Here is a 20,861-nt window from a genome sequence, read left to right as displayed (position 1 = left end):
AATCTTGGAATCACCAAACGAGCAATTTGCCCATTGGCTCCTAAAATAAGAACTCTCTTCATTCTAACAGTAACTTTCTAATCTTTTAATTGATTATATTCTTCGTCTGAGACGGCTTCACACCATTCATTTCATTTGACAAATCTTCCCCAGGAACACCAAGCGCTATATGGCTGAACCAAGAATCTTTTTTCGCACCGTGCCAGTGCTTTACATTCGCGGGGATAATCACTACAGAGCCTTCAGATAAACTAACGGCTTCTTTACCTTCTTCTTGATACCAGCCTTCACCAGCCGTACAAATCAAAATTTGTCCACCACCCTTGCTAGCGTGGTGAATATGCCAATTATTTCGACAACCAGGCTCAAAAGTAACATTATGAAGGGCAATCACACCATCCTTTGTTGCACCGAGGGCATTTAGATACGATTGACCGATAAAGTATTGAGCACAAGCATCATTTGATGCACCAAGTCCGAAATGATTTGCCTTATCAAAGGCTTCTTTTGTTTGATATTTCATTTTTCTACTTCCTTTGTGATAAATTTACTGTTGTACATTTGCAACTTCGTTGATACAACTAAGCGCATTGAGAGTACGCGGATAACCGATATAAGGGATACAAGCAGAGATGACTGCAATTAACAAGTTTTTGTCGTTGCCTAAGCGAAGATTGGCTGCAATGTGCCCTTTTAGCTGCGGTTCACAGCCCCCTTGAGAATAAAGGTAGCAAAATGTCAGCCAATTCACGCTCAGCATAATCAAGGCTAGAGCGAGTATAGTAATCACTGAAACAATTATCGACTAACCATTTGTTGATATGGCGTACATCCGGCTCTCCCTTTGTCGCAAAGCCCTTCATCTGGTCGCCAAAAATTGCAATCTGAGCTTCTTCACCAGCTTCTAAGCGAGTTTGATTTTTCGTGTTTTTTTGACTAGCCAAAGGAAGAGAAGTTCCTTGATTGGTAAAAATCGTATTCGTAGGTGCGAAAAAGGCATAAACCCGACTAAGACCTAGATAAGCAACCGCTTGATACAGCATTTCTTTGACTTCCACGGCTTTCACCCCATTGTCCAAAGCAACGGGAAGAAGCTCTTTGTAGGCTTCAAGCCCTTGACTGCCAACTAAAACAGCTAAAGTGGCTAAGTAATATCTTCTTTCATCTAATGAGAAGGGGAGGTCTTTCGGCACTTCCTGAAAAGCGAATTGCTTAAAAAGTGCAACAAATTCTGGATCCGTTTCAGATAAGCCTAGCAAATCCGGAAAAGAGACTTTATTATCAATATCCATGATATTTCCTCACTTTCTTCTTTACATTTCTTATTGTACGGCTTTGCTTTTGACAAATCAATTTGAATTACAAGAAAAATCAGATAAGAAAAACTTATCTGAAATAACGTTTAGCAATTTCTAAAAAATCTTCTGTGTAAGGATGAGCATGCTCCAAATGATAAAAAAGAAAATAGTCTCGCTCTATCGGTTGCTGATTCTGCAAAAGAGGAAATTCGCAATATTCGCAATAAAGGTTTGAAGTTGCCTTAGTAGTCATTTTTTCAAAAGTAAAATAAGCAGTAGAAACCATGAGTTGCAATGCTGCTTCTTCTGGAGAATAAGCAAAATTAAATTCCGACTGAAAACCAAGATTGTCACGATAATAATCAGATTCTATCTTTTCCTGTCCTTTCACAGCTAATAACAAAGCTGGATAGACCTGCAAGTCTTTCATCTGAACAGATTTTGATTGGGATAAGGGATGAGCATGTCCAACTCTGATATAAAGAGGGAAAGAAGTTAAGCAAATATTCGCATAATTGCCAGAAAATGCTTTTCGTTGGTCGCTAATGGTCATATCCAACTTTTGCTGGCGCAGTGCCGTGCCAATCTCTTCATGACTTCCTACCATGATTTCCAACTGAACACTTGGAAAACGCTCTTTGAATTCAGCTAAAATATGGGGCAGTACACTTTCCGTCATTCCCCACAATAGACCTATCCGCATGGAAACTGGCTGTGTTCCTGTCAAAACTTGTGTATCAGCCACCAAACCGTTATAATCTTCCAGCAACCGTTGACTTTTTTGATAAAAAAATTTCCCAGCTCTCGTTAAATGAAATCCGCGATTCTTGCGCTCAAAAAGGGTCACACCAAGTTCCTCTTCTAATGATTTCATCTGCTGGGACATGGCTGATTGCGAAATAAAATTTTCTTCTGCTGCTTCTGTAAAACTCCCTGTACGAACAATATCCTGAAAATACGACAGCTGTTTAAAATTCATCCCATTTCCTCCTATACTTGCCTGATTTCATTATATCATGAAATACAAAAAGCCTGTCATTCAAATGAACAGACTTTCATTAAAACTTAATACACTACGCTTCTTTTACGACTAATTCTTCTCCTAATTGTGAGTAACGTTCTGCTTTTAAGTTCTTAATCGTCCACAAGGCAGCAAAGCTAATCAAATAAAGGCTTGCTAGGAAAATCATGACCATTGAGACACTTGAAACATCTAAAATTTTCCCAATAATTACAGATGAGAAGCCTCCAATTGCTCGTCCAACATTTAAGATGACATTATTAGCCGTGGAGCGAATGTGAGCTGGATACAATCTCGTAATCATCGCACCATAACCCGCAAACATACCATTGACAAAGAAACCAACAATCGCACCGCCGATAATCATGGCTGGCATTGAATTGGCGAATTGGAAGAGGTAAACACACATGGAAGAAGGTAGAAGAAAGATTGAATAAACAAATCTTGGTCCCCATTTATCAAGGATTTGACCGAAAGTGAGCATTCCCAGACACATTCCCAAAATCGTTGAGACCATCCAAAGTGAGGAATCTTTTACAGAAATATGCAGGCTTGTTTGGATAATGGTTGGAAGCCAGTTCATCATACCAAAGTAACCCGCAATTTGCACCGTTGTCATGACCATAAGCGCTACTGTCTGAGCTGTTAGAGCTGGTGTTTTAAACAATTCGCTCATTTTAACTGACTGGCGTTCTTTTGCCGTTGCTTTCGCATTGCCATTATCTCGGATATGGCCATCATCAATCGCCAATATCATCCACAAAACCAAGGCAATAGGCGCAAGTCCAAAGAGGAAAAGGCCTTTCCAGCCAAGTGCCGGCGCTAACCAACCTGCTAAAAGTGCTGAAGTGATAGAACCAATCTGACCTGCAATTCCGTTCAGAGATGAAATACGTCCCATTTTTCCAATAGGAACAATTCCTGCCATGATTGCAATGGCAACTCCATACTCTCCACCAACACCTATCCCAGCAATGAAACGCATGAGATAGAGATAATAAATATTTTGTGTAAAGTAAATCAGTCCTGTCGCCAATGAAAAAATAACAATCGTCCATTTAAAGACTTTGAACTTGTGATAACGGTCAGCCAGTATACCAAAGAGCAAACCACCAACCAACATTCCTAGATTGGTAATCGTCGCAAGCCAGCCCCCTTGGGCTCCTGTAACGCCCAATTCTGAAATGATAGACGACATCGAAAAAGCTAAGAACATGACATTTAAGTCGTCTGTTCCTGATGCAACAATTGCAGCAACTAATGCTCGCTTATTATTTTTGTCTAAAGACATGCATATTCTCCTTAATCGTAGCTCACAGACTACATTTATTAATTGAATACAGCCCTAAAAATCAAAAAGCTCAGGAAGTCCTGAGCCAAAAGTTTACAGTAAAATAGTAGATTAGCATACTAATCCATTTTAATGATTACTTTTATGCCTCACGGGACATGATTAAAGTTGTATTAATTGTATTAAGTATAAGATAGATAAATAGATTTGTCAAGAGCTTTTAGAAAAAGAACTTAATATCATGACAAAAAGAATACCGCTCTAAATTGCTTCTGTCATAAAGCTACGACTTTCTAAGACCTTTAGCATGGCATTAGCTGTATCAAGTGCTGTAAATAGCGGCACTCCATGCTCAATGGCTGATTGACGGATAGCCTGACCATGCTTATCAGCTGTTCGCTTCGTTCCGACTGTATTGATAATTGCCTGAACCTTGCCTTTGCGAACAAAGGCAGGAATGTCATTGTCATCAGCTGTACCAATTTTTTCAACTAATTGCGTCAAAACACCATTTTCTTCAAAGAATTTCGCTGTGCCTTGTGTTGCTAGAATGCTATATCCGATCGCTGCAAAACGCTTCGCTAATGTGAGGGCTTCTTCTTTAGTATCATCAGCAATGGTAAAAATGACATTACCAAAAGCAGGAAGGTGGAAATAAGAAGCTTCAAAAGCCTTGTATAAAGCTTTTTCAAGAGTTGCATCTGTTCCCATAACCTCACCTGTCGATTTCATTTCAGGACCAAGAAGGCTATCTACCTTGGCTAACTTGGTAAAGGAAAAAACTGGCGCTTTTACATGTACTTGTTTGCTTTCTGGATAAAGACCGTCTTCATACCCTAGCTCCGCCAAAGTTTGACCTAAAATCAGTTGAGTTGCCACCTGTGCCATAGGAATATTTGTCACTTTCGACAAGAATGGCACCGTCCGGCTAGCACGAGGATTGACCTCAATGACATAAACCTTCTCATCTTTGATGACAAACTGAATGTTCATCATACCGATACAGTGAAGTCCGATAGCCAATTTCTTAGTATAATCGGCGATAGTCTGCTGCACTTGAGCAGATAAGGTTTGCGGAGGATAAACAGCCATAGAATCACCTGAGTGAACTCCAGCCCGTTCAATATGCTCCATAATCCCTGGAATCAAGACCTGACGACCGTCTGAAATAGCATCTACCTCACATTCCTTACCGACAATGTAAGAGTCCACCAACACCGGATGATCAGGGCTAGCCTTGACAGCAGTTCGCATATAAGAACGAAGATCTGCTTCATTCTCGACAATCTCCATAGCCCGACCACCCAGAACGTAGGACGGACGAACCAAAACAGGAAAACCAATCTTACGAGCAGCTGCTACCGCTTCTTCTTCATTCGTCGCTGTCTGACCTGGTGGCTGCGGAATATTCAAATCCTTAAGAGCCTGTTCAAACAAATCACGATCTTCTGCACGGTCAAGATCAGCCACTTGAGTACCTAAAATTTTCACACCAGCTTTTGACAATGGTTCAGCTAGATTGATAGCGGTTTGTCCACCAAACTGAACGATAACTCCCTTAGGTTTTTCCAGTTCAATGACATTCATGACATCTTCAAAAGTCAAGGGTTCAAAGTAAAGCTTATCAGAAACCGAAAAATCTGTTGAGACCGTTTCAGGATTACTATTCATAATGATTGCTTCATAGCCAGTTGCTTGAATAGCCTTGACCGAGTGCACGGTCGCATAGTCAAATTCTACTCCTTGACCAATCCGAATAGGTCCAGAGCCTAGCACCAGAACAGATTCTTTGTCTGACTTGATTGATTCATTTTCCAAAGCATAAGTAGAATAAAAATATGGTGTGCTTGATTCAAACTCAGCTGCACAGGTGTCAACCATTTTATAAACTGGAAGAATCCGCTCTTCTTTACGAAATTGACGCACTTCTTCTGCTGTCATTTTCCAAAGCCGAGCTAACTTAGTATCTGCAAAGCCGTTTTGCTTAGCCTGTCTAAGCAGATTTGCATCTCCAATATGAGTCATTAACTTCTGCTCTAATTCATGGATGTGAAGTAATTTATCCAGAAAGAACAAATCAATCTTGGTTAGTTTTGCAATTTCTTCGATATCATAGCCACGGCGGATTGCTTCAGATATATAGAAAAGACGATCATCCTGAGCTTTGACGACCTTTTCCAGTAAATCATCATCTGCCACTAGATTTAGTTCTGGCATTTCATTATGATCAACACCAATTTCCAGAGAACGACAGGCTTTAAGAAGACTTTCCTCAATGTTACGTCCAATAGCCATGACCTCACCGGTAGCTTTCATCTGCGTTCCCAGATGACGTTCTCCATGTTCAAATTTATCAAAAGGAAAACGTGGAATCTTCGCTACCACATAATCCAGAGCCGGTTCAAACATAGCATAAGTTGTACCTGTGACCGGATTGATAACTTCATCTAGTGTTAAGCTAACGGCGATTTTTGCAGCCAATTTAGCAATAGGATAGCCTGTCGCTTTAGAAGCCAGAGCTGACGAACGAGACACACGTGGATTGACTTCAATGACATAGTAATTAAAGCTATGTGGATCCAAAGCCAACTGCACATTACAGCCTCCTTCGATTTTTAGAGCACGGATAATTTTCAAGCTAGCATCCCGCAACATTTGATTTTCATAATCCGAAAGAGTTTGCGTTGGTGCAAAGACAATGGAATCGCCTGTGTGTACACCGACTGGATCAAAATTTTCCATATTGCAGACCACCAAAGCATTGTCAGCCGCATCACGCATAACTTCGTACTCAATTTCTTTGAAACCAGCAATAGAGCGCTCAATCAAACACTGAGTCACGGGAGATAATTTCAGACCATTCTCTGCAATCTCTCGCAATTCCTCCTCATTGGCACACATTCCGCCGCCAGTTCCCCCTAAGGTAAAGGCTGGGCGAACAATGACTGGGTAGCCTATTTTCGCTGCAAACTCCACTGCTTCTTCGATTGTGTTTACAATTTCAGATTCTGGAATAGGTTGTTTCAGCTCTTCCATGAGCTGCTTGAACAAATCACGATCCTCAGCTTGGTCAATAGCCGACAGCTTGGTTCCCAAAAGTTCGACACCCAGTTCATCCAAGATGCCTTCTTTAGATAATTCCATTGCCATATTGAGACCTGTTTGCCCACCCAAAGTCGGTAGAAGTGCATCTGGTCGCTCTTTCCGTAAAATTCTTGTGACAAATTCCAGCGTGATTGGCTCAATATAAACCTTATCAGCAATTTCCTTATCTGTCATAATCGTTGCAGGATTGGAATTAACTAAAACGACCGTGTAGCCCTCTTCTTTCAAAGACAAACAAGCCTGCGTTCCTGCATAATCAAACTCAGCAGCCTGTCCAATGACAATGGGACCAGAGCCAATCACCATAATTTTCTGAATATCTGTACGTTTTGGCATGTCTTTCTCCTATTTCTAATCCATTGCTTAAAATGAACTATGCTGTTGTTTAAAAGCATCAATCATTTCCATAAACTCATCAAAGAGATAACTGGCATCATGCGGTCCTGGTGCAGCATCAGGATGAAATTGCACTGAAAAAGCAGGGAAAAACCGATGCCGCACACCTTCAATAGATTTGTCGTTGATTTCCTCATATGTAATCAGCAACTCGCTCGGAAAATTTTCCCGACTAACAGCATAACCATGATTTTGGCTGGTAAAATCAATTCGCCCTGTCGCAATCTCTCTGACAGCATGATTAAAACCACGGTGACCAAATTTCATTTTATAAGTCTGCGCTCCATTAGCCTTACAAAAAAGTTGATGTCCCATGCAGATACCAAAAAGAGGAATTTTACCTTGAATCCCTCGAATCATGTCTAGCACTTGCGGTACATCATCTGGATTACCTGGACCGTTGGATAACATGACACCGTCAGGATGAAGATTGAGAATGTCTGCTGCACTTGTGTCATAGGGAACAACTGTCACATTACAATTGCGTGCCGCTAATTCGCGAAGAATTGAATGTTTCAATCCAAAATCAACTAACACAATGCTAGGACCTGAACCCGGTGCTGGATACGATGTTTTCGTTGAAACTTGTTTGATATTATCAGTCGGCAAAACAGTTGCTTTCAACTGATCTTGTAGATGCACCATTTGGTCGCCCACATTGGCTAGTGTTGCTTTCATCGTTCCATGCTGCCGAATGATTTTCGTCAATGCCCGCGTATCAATACCAGCAATTCCTGGAATTTTTTTGACTTTTAAAAACTCGTCTAGGGTCATCTGATTGCGCCAATTGCTCGCTCGGCGTGCCCACTCATAAACGACCACTCCCTTGCAAGTGGGAGTGATCGATTCATAGTCGTCGCGGTTGATTCCATAATTTCCGATTAACGGATAAGTGAAAGTCAAGATTTGCCCATTGTAAGACTGATCCGTAATGGATTCTTGGTAGCCAGTCATACCTGTATTAAAGACGATTTCTCCAGTCACATCTATATCAGCCCCGAATGCCTCTCCTTCAAATACTGTATCATCTTCCAGAATTAACAAGCGTTTTTCCATTTTCCCCTCCGTTTGTTCTTACAGCAATACCTTAGTGTCTATTGCTCTTTTCGTCCATTTAAAACAGACTCAATAATTGCCATACGGACAAATACACCATTTGTCATTTGCTCTACAATCCGCGATTTTGGAGCTTCTACCAGATGATCTGCAATTTCAACATCGCGATTGACTGGAGCTGGATGCATGATGATGGCTGTATCCTTCAATCTGTCATATCGTTCCTGTGTTAGACCATGCATTTTATGGTAATTTTCTTTTGAAAAGAGTGAATCATCATCATGGCGCTCGTGCTGCACGCGCAGAAGCATTAAGACGTCTACTTGCTCAACGACTTCATCAAGTGTGACAAATTGCCCATAATCTGCAAATTCTTCACTTCTCCATACTTCTGGACCTGCAAAATAAAGTTCTGCACCCAGACGCTTCAAGATTTGCATATTTGACTTCGCCACACGCGAATGATCTAAGTCGCCTGCAATCGCAATCTTCAAGCCATCAAAATGTCCAAACTCTTGATAAATGGTCATCAAATCTAGCAAACTTTGACTCGGATGTTGTCCAGAGCCATCACCACCATTCACAATTGAAGTTGTAATCGTTGGACTTTCAACTAATTCCTTGTAATAGTCCACTTCTGGATGACGAATGACACAGACATCCACTCCGAGCGCTGACATGGTTAAAATCGTATCATATAAGGTCTCTCCTTTGTTGATGGAGCTAGTCTTTGAATCAAAATCCAATAGGTCACAACCTAGTTTTAATTCCGCTACTTCAAAGGCTTTATGTGTTCGCGTAGAGGGCTCAAAGAAGAGATTAGCGATAATATGTTGTTCATCATAATGAGCTTTCGCTCCATTTTTAAATTCAATGCCACGTTTGATTAAACTTAAGACTTCCTCATTGGTAAGAGTTTCCATAGAGACAACATTTTTAAGAGCGATTTGATTAGATGACATGGTGTATTTCTCCTTTTATTAGATACGGCGTTTCTTTCAATAAAGTTAAGAATTCAAACTAATTTTTAGGTTCAGGCAAGATAAGATAGAGTACAATACCAAGAACGGTTGACAAGGCAACCCCTGAAATTTGCAGACCTGAAAGTTGAAGCGTTAAGCCGCCAATTCCTGCAACTAAAATTACACTGGCAATTAACAGGTTTTTCTTATTATCAAAGTCTGTTTGCTTTTCAATTAAAATTTTCAAACCACTAGAAGCGATGACTCCAAAGAGCGCAATAGAAATACCGCCTAGAACTGGAGTTGGAATAGATTGTAAGAGTGCCGATACTTTTCCGACAAAACTCATCACAATCGCAAGTACTGCTGCACCTGCAATAACATAAACGCTATAGATTTTATTTAAAGCCATCACACCAATATTTTCACCATAACTAGTCACTGGTGGTGCACCAAAAATCCCAGCTATCACTTGTGCAAGACCGTCTCCAGCAAGAGTTTTATCCAATCCCGGGTCTTTAAAGAAATCTTTTTCGGTCAAACTATTCAGTACCATGACATGACCAAAATGCTCTGTCATAGTCACAAATGCAATTGGCGCCATTGTTAAAATTGCACTTGGGTAGAATTTAACGCTATAGTCTAAGAAGGGAAGATGCATAGGTGGGACATGAAACCATGAAGCTTGAGACACTTTTGTAAAGGAAATGATGTCTTCTCCTGTTACCGCTCCAAGAACGAGCGCAAAGACATATCCTACAATCAAGCCCAACAGCACTGGAATAATTCCTACAATCTTTTTACCATAAACATTGAAAAGAATGACTGCAAAGAGAGTAACGATCCCAATAATGAAATAAGTTAAATTGTATTTACCATCTTTTAACATGACATCGTTTACCGCTGTGCTGGCCAGACTTAGTCCGATGACCATAATGATTGGTCCTACCACAACTGGCGGCAAAATCTTATCAATCCAAGCATTCCCAGCAAACTTCACAATAAGAGCTACAATGAAGTAAACCAAACCACCTGTAATAGCACCTTGAGCGACTGCTGCGATACCGTCTGTTTTCATCAACATTTGCATAGCTGCAATATAAGCGAAACTAGACCCCATATAAGCTGGAACTTTGTACTTAGTAACTGTTAAATGCGCTAATGTTCCAAGACCACTTGAAAACAAGGCAACTGCTGGGTCAATTCCAACCAGAATTGGAACCAAAACCGTTGCTCCAAACATAGCGAACAAATGCTGAAAGGACAATCCTACAAGCAAACCAGGTTTTGGCATATCGTGCACATCATATTTCACATCTTGACTCATTTTCTTATAACTCCTCCGTAATCAAGACACGGTCTTGACCATCCTGTTCTACCATTTCTACAATAATCTCTTCTGTTCGGCTTGTCGGAATATTTTTTCCAACATAATCTGCTCGAATCGGCAACTCACGATGCCCACGGTCTACTAAAACAGCCAAGCTCACGCGTGATGGACGTCCCAAGCTAACTAGATTATCAATAGCAGCACGAATGGTGCGTCCTGTATATAGGACATCATCTACCAAGATAACTTCGCGGTCTGTAATATCAACAGGAACATGTGTTGTATCTTCTTCCACTTTAAAATCATCGCGGAATGGTTTGGTATCCAACTCACCGATAGGTACATTAATCTTTTCAAGTTGCGCTAATCGTTCTTGAATCCGCTGTGCAATGTAAACACCCCGTGTTTTTATACCAATCAAGACAATCTTGTCTAGCTCTTTGTTGCGCTCAATGATTTCATAAGTGATCCGTGTAATGGCACGTTTCATTGTCAAACCATCGACAACTTCTTTTGTTTTCATGGAAAACCTCCTGCATAAAAAAGATAAAAGAAAAAGTCTCCTTCACAAGGAGACTTCAGAAAATCTAGGTAAGCATAGAGAAACTGCTAACAGCCTCACCGTGCGACACCATCTTATACTTTGACTCCTTGTCTGCCTCACGGGACAGATTTAAAGGATTATTTAATTTTTATAACTATATCACAAATTCAAAACTATTTCAAGAAAAAATTGCATTTTGAATGTGGTAAACTTTTGTAGAAAAAACAATATTTAAGTTAAAGGAGAGTTGATTTTTAGCAAATTTTTCAAAAAAAGACTGAACAATTACTTGCTCAGCCCTTGACAATGATTTAATTATCCTTTATCATAGTCATATATACTGAGTAAGCAAGTGTGGATTGCTAAACTCGGTGGTCGTATGTGTTGGACGCACGTACGACCTTTTTTTATTCGTTTAAATTAAGTTAATTTTAACATACTTTAACACACAAGACAAGTATTTTGAGCGATTTTTAAAAAAATTGCACACTCAAAAAGACCTAGTAATACTAGATTTTTTTAATATGTGTTAAATCTTCTTACCATCTTTTTTTCAAGCTGTAAAATTGATAATCCTTTTTGATATGATTCTGTCGAACCTTGATTGTTGCAGCAGTCAACTCTTCTGCTGCTTTATATTCCTGATACTCTTTTCGCCACTCACCAAAGAATAATTCTCTTAATTGACCGGATTTTGATAATAGGATCATATTAGTCATCGATTCTGCTCCTGTTTGACTCCATATCATTCCTCTCTTTTTCATCCGATAAGTAATCTTTCTATGCTGAGATTCCATAATGCCTATTGGTAAATATCGAAAGCCCCTCAATTCAAGCGGTTTTGTATATTGAAAATTTCTTAAGAACTTTTTAGAGAATTTTGAAAAATTTTCTTCTTCGGCGGAAGTCAATAACGACTCTGTTGTATCCAATACTGTTCGTAACAATTTTTTATCATGCGTTTGAATAGATTGATATAGTTTATTCTTTAAATCTTCCGGATAACCTTTATACGTTTGGTCAATTTCTTTATAAACATGGAACTCATCCCAAAAGTGTTCATGACGTTTTATTCCTAATACTTTGGCAAATTCTTTAAATACATAAGGTGTATAACCGTGACCACCATCAGAATTTGTAATTAGAATTGTATTTTCGGTAATTTCAAAATTTTGATAAAGATAATCCAAGACCATCTCTCTAGCATGTCGATTACTGATTGACATAATACTCTTTTTATTTTCCAATTTCCAGCGATTCTTTTCAATTTTTTTACTACCTGTATGAATCACAAAATGAGCAAAGTCTCTATAACTAGCTTTGTTCTCTTCGTCTAAAACTCGTAAGAATACCCCGTCTCCTTCCACAAAAATAATATCAGCTTTAATTTTATCTTTCTTTTTCACTTCTTCCTGGTAATATTGGTATTCTTCGTACTGGTTTCTCAATTGATCCGCAAACTTTACTGTCTTAATGACTGTTGGTTTTGTAATCTTAACATGATACATCATTTGAACAACTTTAACAACATGGTCATAAGACATCATTGTAGATAATTCTGCAATTTGATAAATCAGTTCTTTAGAATAACGACTGTTTTTATCTAACCCTAGCCATACATCAACCGGTGAGTACCACTCTGGTCCACGTTTCCATTTCCTCCTACTGAAGCAGAACTCACCAAATGTAAACGCAACAGTCCTTTCAGCTGAACGAATACAAGTATAACCTCTTGCTTTCATTACAGGAATCATTGATTCATCATATTTTTTAATGTTCCGATAAAAGTCTTTCTCAGTTCCTACTATAAATTTTTCTTTCAACTTACGTTCATCTATTACTTTCACAAACCTTCTCCCTCATGAAAATGATTTATGAAAATTGTAATTTTTTTCTTATAGCTCTTCAAATTTATTTTTTTTCTGACAAAAAAAGCTGCTCAAATGAACAACTTTTTACAATTAAATTTTACTTTTTACTTATATTCTTGTTTGTATTTCTTTTTATATCTACGAATTTTACTTTGGCAAGATTCTACAAACGGAAATAAAAGTCCTGCCATCACAATGGAAACCGGAAGCCCGATAAAAATAAATTGAATAATGTCTGCAACAAATGAAAAACCATTATTCAAATAAACGAATAGAGAGACAACTATAATAGGAATAACTGCAGCTGGAAAAAATTTTAAAGCAAGCAAACCTACAATTAGTAACACAAGCATTGAAAATCCAAAATGATTATAAAATATTTGAAGTCCTGCAATGGCAATTGCCGCAAATATCAAATACCACAAACGCTTAAAACTAAATATAAACATGCGTTTTTCTCCTTTTTACGATTGAATACGCTGCCACTCCTTATCAATCATTTCTTCTAAATAAGCAGAAGCAGACTTATACGAATAGTAGTCAACAATGTCATCTAACTTACTCCTTATAGAAGGGGTCATAGCAAAGGTGACCTGCTTCTTTTTTTCATATCCTACTGGAGAAAGTTGTTTCTTAGGTAAGGGTTGAACGGGAGCTGTTTGAGGCTCCTCATTAAACATTTTCATAAAATCAGCTTGATTCTCTTTCTTCGCCATTTAAAACTCCTTATGTAATTTCTTATTTATTTTATTATTTATCTTATTATATCACAAATAATGTATTATTCAATTGGGAGAGTATAAATTTTATCAAACAACTCCCAAGTATTTTTGAAAAATTGGCGATAAGACGGCGTTTGATGAGATTCTTCTAATGAAGTCAAGGGTTGTCTAGTTGTTTTGGTCTTACCAAATAAACTCCGCCCTTCAAAATAACCTAGAAATTGATTATCTCTTTTCATCATTGCTTCAAAAGCTCGCTTGAACGCCTGAGAATCACTTGTATTTTTGACTACCTTATTTCCAACTTTAATCAATCTTGTATTGACAAAGCTTTGATTCGTCATAGGATTGATAAAGTCTTTTGTTAATTGAGTGATTTGTCGTTCTTCTAGTTTTAATTTTTCAATAGCATCTTCATCTATGTCCGCAATAGCTAATACTACATCTGACACAGCAATCGCATTATTGGTAAAAATACTGAAATCATTATGCGTATCAATCAAAATATAATCATAATTTGCTTCAATAAAATCTAATTGGCTGTAATACCAGGATAGTAGATAGCCTCTTCCTTTTCCTGCTTCTACTTCTTTTGTCAATTCATTAAGATGATCGTATCCTGCAATAATAGATAAATGATCAGTTAATCGAAGAGGAACTGGAACAACATCTGAGAATAAAGCTTTTACAGTAGAAATTTCTGGAATTGGTTCTTCGTAATAATCAATAAAACGCTTTGTCAAATTGCAAGAATCATCTAAATCTATGAGTAAAACTCGTTTGTTTTTCTTGACAGCCAAATAAAATGCGCCATTAAATGTTATAGTTGTTTTTCCAACTCCACCCTTTTTTATATTTGTTGTATAAATCTTTGTCATTTTTCTTCTCCTATATATCTTTATACATACTTTATTATTTAATAACTTATTTTCATTGTTAAATATTTTGTTAAATAACTTTACATTTATTATATCACATTCAACTACTTTGTCAAGAAAAAATACATAAAAATTAAATAACTTTTTATGTATTTACTTAAACTTCTTATCATTTATCTTTATAAACTATTTTACCCATAAGTTCCTCCAATACGTCCACCGATATAAGATGTTAATTGTATCTGCTTAACAGTTGTATTAAAATTTGCGATAAAGTAGCATTTCTCTTCTCCGTCTTTAACTAAAGGAATAATGACTTGAACAACATCATCATTATCCGATTTCATGACCTCTAACTGAGAAGACTGATATTGATACCGATTTACTAATATAGCCATCGCAAAAGTTTGAATCATTCCACCTTGACTCATAGCTAAATGATTCTCATAGGTTGCCTTCACTTCTGATAAACTCTTAGCTTTGATAATCGCATCTACGGCAGCATTAACAGATTCAATCACTGATTGTTTTGCTTCCTGAGAAGCTTCTGTATAAGGATGCTCTAGCTTTAACTTTGCTTTACGATAATTTCGTTGATCGGGTGTTTCCTCCTCTAATGTCGAAGAATTCTTCGTCTTAGAGGAAGAGCTAGATTGTGTTGTTTTCGATTCTTCTCGTGAAGAATGAGAGACTTGTACAATTCGTAGCCCTGCAAAGAAAAGAAGTAATAAAACTAATATCACCCAAACCCAATGTTCTTTTGATTTTTCTAACATAAACTTCTTCTTTCTTTTACAAATTATTTAGTCAATTTTGGAGCTTTGTTATCCGGATATGCAAACGTCCATTGTTCTGCCTTTTGTGTTTCTGGACGGACAATTCGATAATTCCAGGTATAAGCCTTATGATAAGAATCCCAACCGCTTATTGGGGTATTCTGCTCACAAATCAAGACAGATCCATCTTGGAATACATGGCAGACAATTCCTGTATGCCCGTATTGGGGAATAGAGGAATTAGAAAAGATTGCCCCTTTTTTTGGTTTTTTCTTGACTGAATTTCCAAATATCCTTGACCAAGCACCTGCTTGATCAACCCCATTTCCTAAAACATTTCCAGAATGTCCGTACATGATATTTGCCATACTGATCGTTAAATTTACACATTGACCATCTAATGATGGGCCACTGCCTGTTAAATTCCAACCTTGTGTTCCTCCGTAGTTCATTCCAAGGCGTTTAGGATCAATAATATAAGGTTTTAAACTAGCTGGGAGATTGTCCGGCTGATAACCCCAAGCGGTTGCATCAGCTGGGACTGTTCCCGTTCCATCAGCTACACTTCCACTGTCTGAAGAATCTTCACAGGGATTTTCTTCTTCAGCGGAAGAAATAGAGGTTGATGGCGAATTAGCTGTATTGGTAGAGGATTCAGTTAAGTTTACAGGTTTTTGTCCGTATTTTGAAATGGCTTTTTCATCTAACCATTTGTATTTACTTCCTAAATTCTGATAAATTTGATTAAGAGTTGTCTTATAATTTGGATCAGTCGCCCAGCCACCATCTGCAATTGCATTTAATGTTCCAACGCCATCTATGTTATTGATAGCTGCCTTGTAAAGGCTTTGACGACTCATGAACTCTGCTTTTCCAACAATTCCAACATCAAAATCTTTAAACCAAGTATAACCACCACCAGTATTATCTCCAACAGTCGTTCCTGAACCACTACCTGAAACAGCATTAGAGCCAAATAATTCAATCGTCTTGGGATAAGTTGCCGCTGAAGTCCATTTGACACCGCCCATATTGTGCGCTGAAGCGAAAGAAGGCACATTCATAGAAAAAGAAGTTTCAGCCATTGTTTGAGCAATGGAAGCCGAAGGTAAGAAGCCCCCAACTCTCCATGATTCTATATAAGCATTCTCATGTTCCTTTACAAAAGAATCAATAGAGGCATTTCCTGAACTAGTTGGACTGGAAGTAATGGTTGTTTCAGTAGTAGAACAGTCATCCTGCTTACTGGATATAGCTCCCAAAATACTCGTCAACATCATCATAAAGACCACAATAGATGTAATGATAGAGCCAAGAAAAAGAACAATTTTAAAATTGAACCACTTTTTCAATTCCTCACCTCGTTTCTACCAAAGCCCTAAGATTGTTCTTAAAATAGCGTAAAAAACAAGAAAAAGAATGACTCCGATTCCAATCTTCTTTAACCCTTGTAAAAAGACTTTGTCTCGTTCTCGTTGGGCTGCTAATCGTTCGGGATCAGACTCTCCTTCGGAAGCAAAATAATCTCTCACTTCCTTTGACCTTTCTTTCCGAATAGTAACATAGTGATCAACCGCTCTTTTTCTACGAGCAAAGAAACCCAATTTTTCTGTTTTTTCCTCTTGTATATTTTTAGACATCTTCGTTTATCCCTTCTATCTATTTATTTTTTAAAATAATCCTTCTTTTCTCAAATTTGCATATTCCTTTAAAAGACTATACAGTTCCTCAGGCTCAATTTGAAATTCTTTCAACCAGAGACCTGATTGTGAGATATGAAGCTCTTTTTGTTCATCTAAAAATTGCATGGGGACTAATAAGATAATCGGGTCTTGTAATTCTAAACCACATTCTTTTTCTAAAAAAGCCACAATAAAATCTTGCTCCCCTTTAGTCCGAAACTGCCAATATGTTGAGTTCCCATTTTTGTTTTTGTGCAACGAACTGTATTTCACATCAATTGTTAATCCATCAAACCAAAAGTCATAGACCGGATTATTTTTCTTGAAATACTTATTGGCATCTACTGCAGCTGGAACATACTTCTGAAATAATTCTTCAGCCATGCCACCAAGCTTAGCGGTTCGTGAACCATATTGAATCTTATCTTGGATTTTTAGACAACCACTTTGTAATAGTTTTAGATGAGCCACGTGAATAGGAAGACCAGAACGTTCAACTGCTTTATGAAAGTCTCCACATTCCATATAAATATCTACAATATCCATTTCATTTCCTCTTTTGTTATTGAATTCCACCATAGCGTTGAACTTCTGACTGAAGCAACTGTTGATTGAATACCAGGTTTCCAACTCCTGCAATATTCATAAACAATTGCCCTTTACTAAGGCGAGGTAATGTTTCTAATTCCGATTGATTCATAGAGCTCGTTAACGCATTGGCAAGCAATGGAACGCTAGTTTCATCTGTTTGTGCAAAGACACGGTATTGCATCAGCTCAAAAATGCGTTTTACAGCAATCACATACGGATCTTTATGATTTCCAGAACCAGCTTCAAAAAGAATACCTTGTAATGAATTTACGGAAAGAACAACTCCTGCAAAGTTTTCTCCCATCGAATCAATGACATCTGCTAACAATTCAACACTTGTTTCATAGCGTGGATTGATGAGAGTTTGTGCCTCGCTAATATTAACGATATAGTGTTCTAAATCCATTTCAGATAACTTAGGATTTTCTTTTAAGAGCCGCTTGCAACGTTTTCCATTATTGACAATATCTGCCGAGACAAGAGACAAAACGGAAAAGATTTGAGCATTTAATAAGTTCGGCATATTTTTCAATCCTGATAAATCAAAAGTTACGACTTGTTCGGTTGAAATATCTTGAAATTCTGTTATACCTTCAAACATAGAAGCGTTAGATGTCAACATCTCATCAAACGTATTATAAATTCGTTTGACGGATTTCAGTTCTTCTTCATCTTTTTGTCTCTTTTGGGTTAATCGGCGTTTGTAATCATCCAAATAGAGCAGAAAATCAGATAAAATCGGATAATCTTCATTGTCTAACTGAGTAGCTCTTAATTCATCTTCATGTAGAGCCGGGTTTACAAACCATAAGTTCTCTGCGATGTAAAACTCATTCAAAATTTTTCCGAAAGTAATGAGATCATCTCCTGTGACTTGATCGTTCAATAACTTCAGGATATTTTTCAACTTTTCAATATGCAGTTTATAGGATTGTTGTTCATCCACTTCTATTCCCTCTGTATTGGTAGCAGTTGGGAAAATCTGAAAAATGTTAATACGATTGACTTCACCTGATAAATCTAGAATTAAGCCATATTGTTTTTGAGTTAATTCTGTAAACGTTCCATTCGCATCAAAATTCCGAATATAATTACCTTTTGCATACAAGCCGTCTGTGTGCTTCAATAAAAAGGATTTTTGCCCCATTTTAGGATTTCCGGACAGAATCATAAAGGAACGAGTCCGCTTTTCATTTCTCTCAAGAAAGTTAAAGTTGACAGCACCTTTCGTAGGAGTCCAGCCTAGATAAAAACCTCTTTGGTCTTCTAACTTGGTATGGTTGAAGAAGTAACCACCAGCTAAATCGTGGGCTCTAACGGATCTTCCTTTTCGATTATTTGGCAAGTCAACTTGATATTTAGCAGGAATAAAGGGAGAATGATATTCAAAATCTAATTCCCCTGAAAGGATAGTTGATTTATAATTAGAGGTCTTATCTTTAATTTCCTCTACCTTTTTAAAGAGTTCCTCCTTTGTAGTAGCTGAAGCAAAGACACGAACATACATTCCTAACATTGCTATATTTTTCTTAGTAATCTCACGATTCAGTTGTTGTAAATCGTGAATTTCATCCAACTCTTGCTGGTTATCTGTTAGTTTGCTATTCCCCGTGATTCGAGTTGACTTTTCTTCAATCGAATCCGTTATATCTTTTTTAAGCTCTGTATTGTTTTCTCGATAAAGAGAAAGAAAAGAACGAGTTCCAGAAATTTGCATTAAATCTGTCAACCAAAATTGATCTAAATCCTCTGAAGGATATTCGTAATAATGAAGGACAGTATGACAACCATCTCCACTGACCCAATAGCGGTCATGCTTTTTGAAGTCAATATTTCCTTGAGGTTGCACTTGACTGATAAATTCCAAGTCATAGCCCTCAGCTTGTAACTTTCGTTGTTTCCGTTTTGAAATCTTTGGCATGAAAATCCTCCTTACAATTTTTCATTCATATTGTTATATTGTGTAATAATTTGAACCTTTTTCAGGTGAGTAATCTCCTGAGGCACAAAATCATTATTTCCGTAGCTTTTAGCTTTACGAACTAACTCATCTAATTCACTAGTTGTTGGAGCAAATAGCCACAAAATAAACTCTGTGTTATAGATTTCTTTTTGAATACTTTCTTCTACCTGAATTTGTTCCTGTAGTAGTTTTTCTCGATCTTCTAATTGTAAGTAGCGCTTAGAATTCGGAGTTAACCGACTCTTTTCTTGCCTTACCTTACTGAGCCAATGACGTTGGTGCATCCGTTGTGCATCAGTATTGGTAGGAAGAGTCGTTACTTCAAATTGAATATCTGTATTAAACTCAGATAGCCACTTTTCAAAATTTTGGATGGTTCGATTTACTTCAACATAACTTAAAGAACCTAAGTCTTTTCCAGGTATTTCCATAAATTGAAGATAACCAAAGTCCACTAGTTTAATGTACTCCTGCGGATTCTTCATAATCGCTTTAACATCTAGCAAATCAATACAAGAATGAATATCAAAATATTCTTGTTTGTATTCTTTTTTACTTCTATGCGCCCCTCCTAACGGTTGCTTTTCTTGAATAGACGCTGCTTGTCGTTGAATCGCCATTATCTTTCTCCTGTTCTTTTTTGGTAATCTAAACTAATATATCGTCTTCTCCGCCGGCGGAAGAATAGATAGAGTGTATTCCAATTTTTCTTGCCGCCATTAGCTGGAAACACAAGATACAAAGACAGCAGCATACTTAATACAATAAATAGAATCATTTGAAACCATTGTTCAGTAGGAAAAATTTTGGTCGCATATCGTAAAGCAATGATTCCTGATAAGCCAACAAAACTAATGTCTGCCATAAACAAACCAATCATTTTCATTCGAGCTTTAATGTCTCTGGGGACACCATATTTTTCATTCATAGTTCTTTTTCCTTTCTAACTATTCCATCATGATAAGAGCAGTATAAAGGATAATGATTTTTTTGTTTTTAAAGGGACATTTCAGAATCAGTTTATCCTATCACTTAATAAACTAGATAATAAGTTATTTAATTTATTAAGCATTTCAGTACAAAAAAGAAGCCTCATGATTGAGACTTCTTAACGATCTGAAAGAATTCTTCTTCAGATAAAAGCGTAATAGCTTGTCCTTCTGCGATTCGAGAAAGAGCAGCCTCATACTTTTTGGAACGCTTATCTACTTGAAAGAGATCCAATTGTTTATGACCTACGATTAGAATATCGGTTTGAGCTGATATAAACCCTTGTACCGTAGCTCCTTGATCCTTTAAGAAAAGAATAACTTCTTCTCTTGTCATCGGTCTTAAACTACCTGTAATCACAATCTTTTTATCAGAAAGCTTCATG

19 protein-coding genes and 2 pseudogenes are annotated in these 20,861 nt (G+C 37.5%); all 21 read right to left on the bottom strand.

All coding sequences use genetic code 11. The annotated features are described in order from the left end of the window. Positions 1 to 77 precede the first annotated feature (77 nt). The 21 genes and pseudogenes from ANG_RS04870 to ANG_RS04770 all read right to left on the bottom strand — a co-directional run bounded on the left by ANG_RS04870 (position 78) and on the right by ANG_RS04770 (position 20,860). Positions 78 to 523, bottom strand: a pseudogene (locus ANG_RS04870) (cupin domain-containing protein). Positions 524 to 547: 24 nt separating this feature from the next. Then, positions 548 to 1,292 (bottom strand): annotated as a pseudogene (locus ANG_RS04865) (carboxymuconolactone decarboxylase family protein). A 94-nt stretch (positions 1,293 to 1,386) separates the two neighbouring features. Beyond that, positions 1,387 to 2,277, bottom strand: a complete 891-nt coding sequence (locus ANG_RS04860; protein ID WP_003035642.1) for a LysR family transcriptional regulator — start codon at positions 2,275 to 2,277, stop codon at positions 1,387 to 1,389. 94 nt (positions 2,278 to 2,371) lie between these two features. After that, entirely contained in the window at positions 2,372 to 3,610 is a 1,239-nt protein-coding gene (locus tag ANG_RS04855; protein WP_003035681.1) for an MFS transporter, read from the bottom strand. A gap of 261 nt (positions 3,611 to 3,871) precedes the next feature. After that, positions 3,872 to 7,051 (bottom strand): carbamoyl-phosphate synthase large subunit, encoded by a 3,180-nt coding sequence (gene carB / locus ANG_RS04850; RefSeq protein ID WP_003035715.1) that lies wholly within the window; start codon positions 7,049 to 7,051, stop codon positions 3,872 to 3,874. A 27-nt stretch (positions 7,052 to 7,078) separates the two neighbouring features. Further along, the gene (locus ANG_RS04845; RefSeq protein WP_003024839.1) at positions 7,079 to 8,167 is read right to left on the bottom strand and encodes a carbamoyl phosphate synthase small subunit; all 1,089 of its coding nucleotides are present in this window, start codon (positions 8,165 to 8,167) and stop codon (positions 7,079 to 7,081) included. A 38-nt stretch (positions 8,168 to 8,205) separates the two neighbouring features. Continuing rightward, complete coding sequence (locus ANG_RS04840) at positions 8,206 to 9,129, bottom strand: aspartate carbamoyltransferase catalytic subunit (RefSeq protein ID WP_003035671.1); 924 nt, start codon at positions 9,127 to 9,129, stop codon at positions 8,206 to 8,208. Between the two features lie 58 nt (positions 9,130 to 9,187). Continuing rightward, on the bottom strand, positions 9,188 to 10,456 hold the full coding sequence (locus ANG_RS04835; protein WP_003035713.1) for a uracil-xanthine permease family protein: 1,269 nt from the start codon (positions 10,454 to 10,456) through the stop codon (positions 9,188 to 9,190). A 4-nt stretch (positions 10,457 to 10,460) separates the two neighbouring features. Beyond that, positions 10,461 to 10,982 (bottom strand): bifunctional pyr operon transcriptional regulator/uracil phosphoribosyltransferase PyrR, encoded by a 522-nt coding sequence (gene pyrR / locus ANG_RS04830; protein ID WP_003035621.1) that lies wholly within the window; start codon positions 10,980 to 10,982, stop codon positions 10,461 to 10,463. Between the two features lie 560 nt (positions 10,983 to 11,542). After that, positions 11,543 to 12,850, bottom strand: a complete 1,308-nt coding sequence (locus ANG_RS04825; protein WP_025271744.1) for an ISLre2 family transposase — start codon at positions 12,848 to 12,850, stop codon at positions 11,543 to 11,545. Between the two features lie 128 nt (positions 12,851 to 12,978). Next, positions 12,979 to 13,323 (bottom strand): hypothetical protein, encoded by a 345-nt coding sequence (locus ANG_RS04820; RefSeq protein ID WP_025271743.1) that lies wholly within the window; start codon positions 13,321 to 13,323, stop codon positions 12,979 to 12,981. A gap of 15 nt (positions 13,324 to 13,338) precedes the next feature. Continuing rightward, positions 13,339 to 13,590, bottom strand: coding sequence for a hypothetical protein (locus ANG_RS04815; protein ID WP_025271742.1), 252 nt, complete (start codon positions 13,588 to 13,590; stop codon positions 13,339 to 13,341). A 65-nt stretch (positions 13,591 to 13,655) separates the two neighbouring features. Then, positions 13,656 to 14,474 (bottom strand): ParA family protein, encoded by an 819-nt coding sequence (locus ANG_RS04810; RefSeq protein WP_025271741.1) that lies wholly within the window; start codon positions 14,472 to 14,474, stop codon positions 13,656 to 13,658. 191 nt (positions 14,475 to 14,665) lie between these two features. Next, complete coding sequence (locus ANG_RS04805) at positions 14,666 to 15,250, bottom strand: hypothetical protein (RefSeq protein WP_025271740.1); 585 nt, start codon at positions 15,248 to 15,250, stop codon at positions 14,666 to 14,668. A gap of 23 nt (positions 15,251 to 15,273) precedes the next feature. Next, a complete protein-coding gene (locus ANG_RS04800; RefSeq protein ID WP_025271739.1) occupies positions 15,274 to 16,602 on the bottom strand; it encodes a CHAP domain-containing protein in 1,329 nt (442 codons plus the stop codon). 15 nt (positions 16,603 to 16,617) lie between these two features. Next, positions 16,618 to 16,890: a hypothetical protein gene (locus tag ANG_RS04795; protein ID WP_025271738.1), complete on the bottom strand. Its 273-nt coding sequence runs from the start codon at positions 16,888 to 16,890 to the stop codon at positions 16,618 to 16,620. 30 nt (positions 16,891 to 16,920) lie between these two features. Next, positions 16,921 to 17,478, bottom strand: coding sequence for a hypothetical protein (locus tag ANG_RS04790; RefSeq protein WP_025271737.1), 558 nt, complete (start codon positions 17,476 to 17,478; stop codon positions 16,921 to 16,923). A gap of 16 nt (positions 17,479 to 17,494) precedes the next feature. Beyond that, positions 17,495 to 19,444: a virulence factor gene (locus ANG_RS04785; protein ID WP_025271736.1), complete on the bottom strand. Its 1,950-nt coding sequence runs from the start codon at positions 19,442 to 19,444 to the stop codon at positions 17,495 to 17,497. Positions 19,445 to 19,455: 11 nt separating this feature from the next. Beyond that, positions 19,456 to 20,106, bottom strand: a complete 651-nt coding sequence (locus tag ANG_RS04780) for a hypothetical protein (RefSeq protein WP_025271735.1) — start codon at positions 20,104 to 20,106, stop codon at positions 19,456 to 19,458. Further along, positions 20,106 to 20,414, bottom strand: a complete 309-nt coding sequence (locus ANG_RS04775; RefSeq protein WP_003078005.1) for a DUF5592 family protein — start codon at positions 20,412 to 20,414, stop codon at positions 20,106 to 20,108. Before ANG_RS04775 ends, ANG_RS04780 begins: the two co-directional genes overlap by 1 nt. Positions 20,415 to 20,578: 164 nt before the next feature. Beyond that, complete coding sequence (locus ANG_RS04770) at positions 20,579 to 20,860, bottom strand: BRCT domain-containing protein (protein WP_003077994.1); 282 nt, start codon at positions 20,858 to 20,860, stop codon at positions 20,579 to 20,581. Position 20,861 lies beyond the last annotated feature (1 nt).

It is taken from the genome of Streptococcus anginosus subsp. whileyi MAS624, from assembly GCF_000478925.1.
GTDB lineage: Bacteria > Bacillota > Bacilli > Lactobacillales > Streptococcaceae > Streptococcus > Streptococcus whileyi.
Note: the sequence above shows the minus strand (reverse complement) of the source record. Positions and strands in the feature narration are given on the sequence as shown.

Bases quoted from the DNA above. Each gene is read 5' to 3' on its own strand.
- ANG_RS04785 (WP_025271736.1), bottom strand. From the start codon at position 19,444: ATGCCAAAGATTTCAAAACGGAAACAACGAAAGTTACAAGCTGAGGGC.
- ANG_RS04805 (WP_025271740.1), bottom strand. From the start codon at position 15,250: ATGTTAGAAAAATCAAAAGAACATTGGGTTTGGGTGATATTAGTTTTA.
- ANG_RS04790 (WP_025271737.1), bottom strand. From the start codon at position 17,478: ATGGATATTGTAGATATTTATATGGAATGTGGAGACTTTCATAAAGCA.
- ANG_RS04780 (WP_025271735.1), bottom strand. From the start codon at position 20,106: ATGGCGATTCAACGACAAGCAGCGTCTATTCAAGAAAAGCAACCGTTA.
- ANG_RS04860 (WP_003035642.1), bottom strand. From the start codon at position 2,277: ATGAATTTTAAACAGCTGTCGTATTTTCAGGATATTGTTCGTACAGGG.
- ANG_RS04815 (WP_025271742.1), bottom strand. From the start codon at position 13,590: ATGGCGAAGAAAGAGAATCAAGCTGATTTTATGAAAATGTTTAATGAG.
- ANG_RS04835 (WP_003035713.1), bottom strand. From the start codon at position 10,456: ATGAGTCAAGATGTGAAATATGATGTGCACGATATGCCAAAACCTGGT.
- ANG_RS04840 (WP_003035671.1), bottom strand. From the start codon at position 9,129: ATGTCATCTAATCAAATCGCTCTTAAAAATGTTGTCTCTATGGAAACT.
- pyrR (WP_003035621.1), bottom strand. From the start codon at position 10,982: ATGAAAACAAAAGAAGTTGTCGATGGTTTGACAATGAAACGTGCCATT.
- ANG_RS04845 (WP_003024839.1), bottom strand. From the start codon at position 8,167: ATGGAAAAACGCTTGTTAATTCTGGAAGATGATACAGTATTTGAAGGA.
- ANG_RS04855 (WP_003035681.1), bottom strand. From the start codon at position 3,610: ATGTCTTTAGACAAAAATAATAAGCGAGCATTAGTTGCTGCAATTGTT.
- ANG_RS04795 (WP_025271738.1), bottom strand. From the start codon at position 16,890: ATGTCTAAAAATATACAAGAGGAAAAAACAGAAAAATTGGGTTTCTTT.
- ANG_RS04820 (WP_025271743.1), bottom strand. From the start codon at position 13,323: ATGTTTATATTTAGTTTTAAGCGTTTGTGGTATTTGATATTTGCGGCA.
- carB (WP_003035715.1), bottom strand. From the start codon at position 7,051: ATGCCAAAACGTACAGATATTCAGAAAATTATGGTGATTGGCTCTGGT.
- ANG_RS04775 (WP_003078005.1), bottom strand. From the start codon at position 20,414: ATGAATGAAAAATATGGTGTCCCCAGAGACATTAAAGCTCGAATGAAA.
- ANG_RS04770 (WP_003077994.1), bottom strand. From the start codon at position 20,860: ATGAAGCTTTCTGATAAAAAGATTGTGATTACAGGTAGTTTAAGACCG.
- ANG_RS04810 (WP_025271741.1), bottom strand. From the start codon at position 14,474: ATGACAAAGATTTATACAACAAATATAAAAAAGGGTGGAGTTGGAAAA.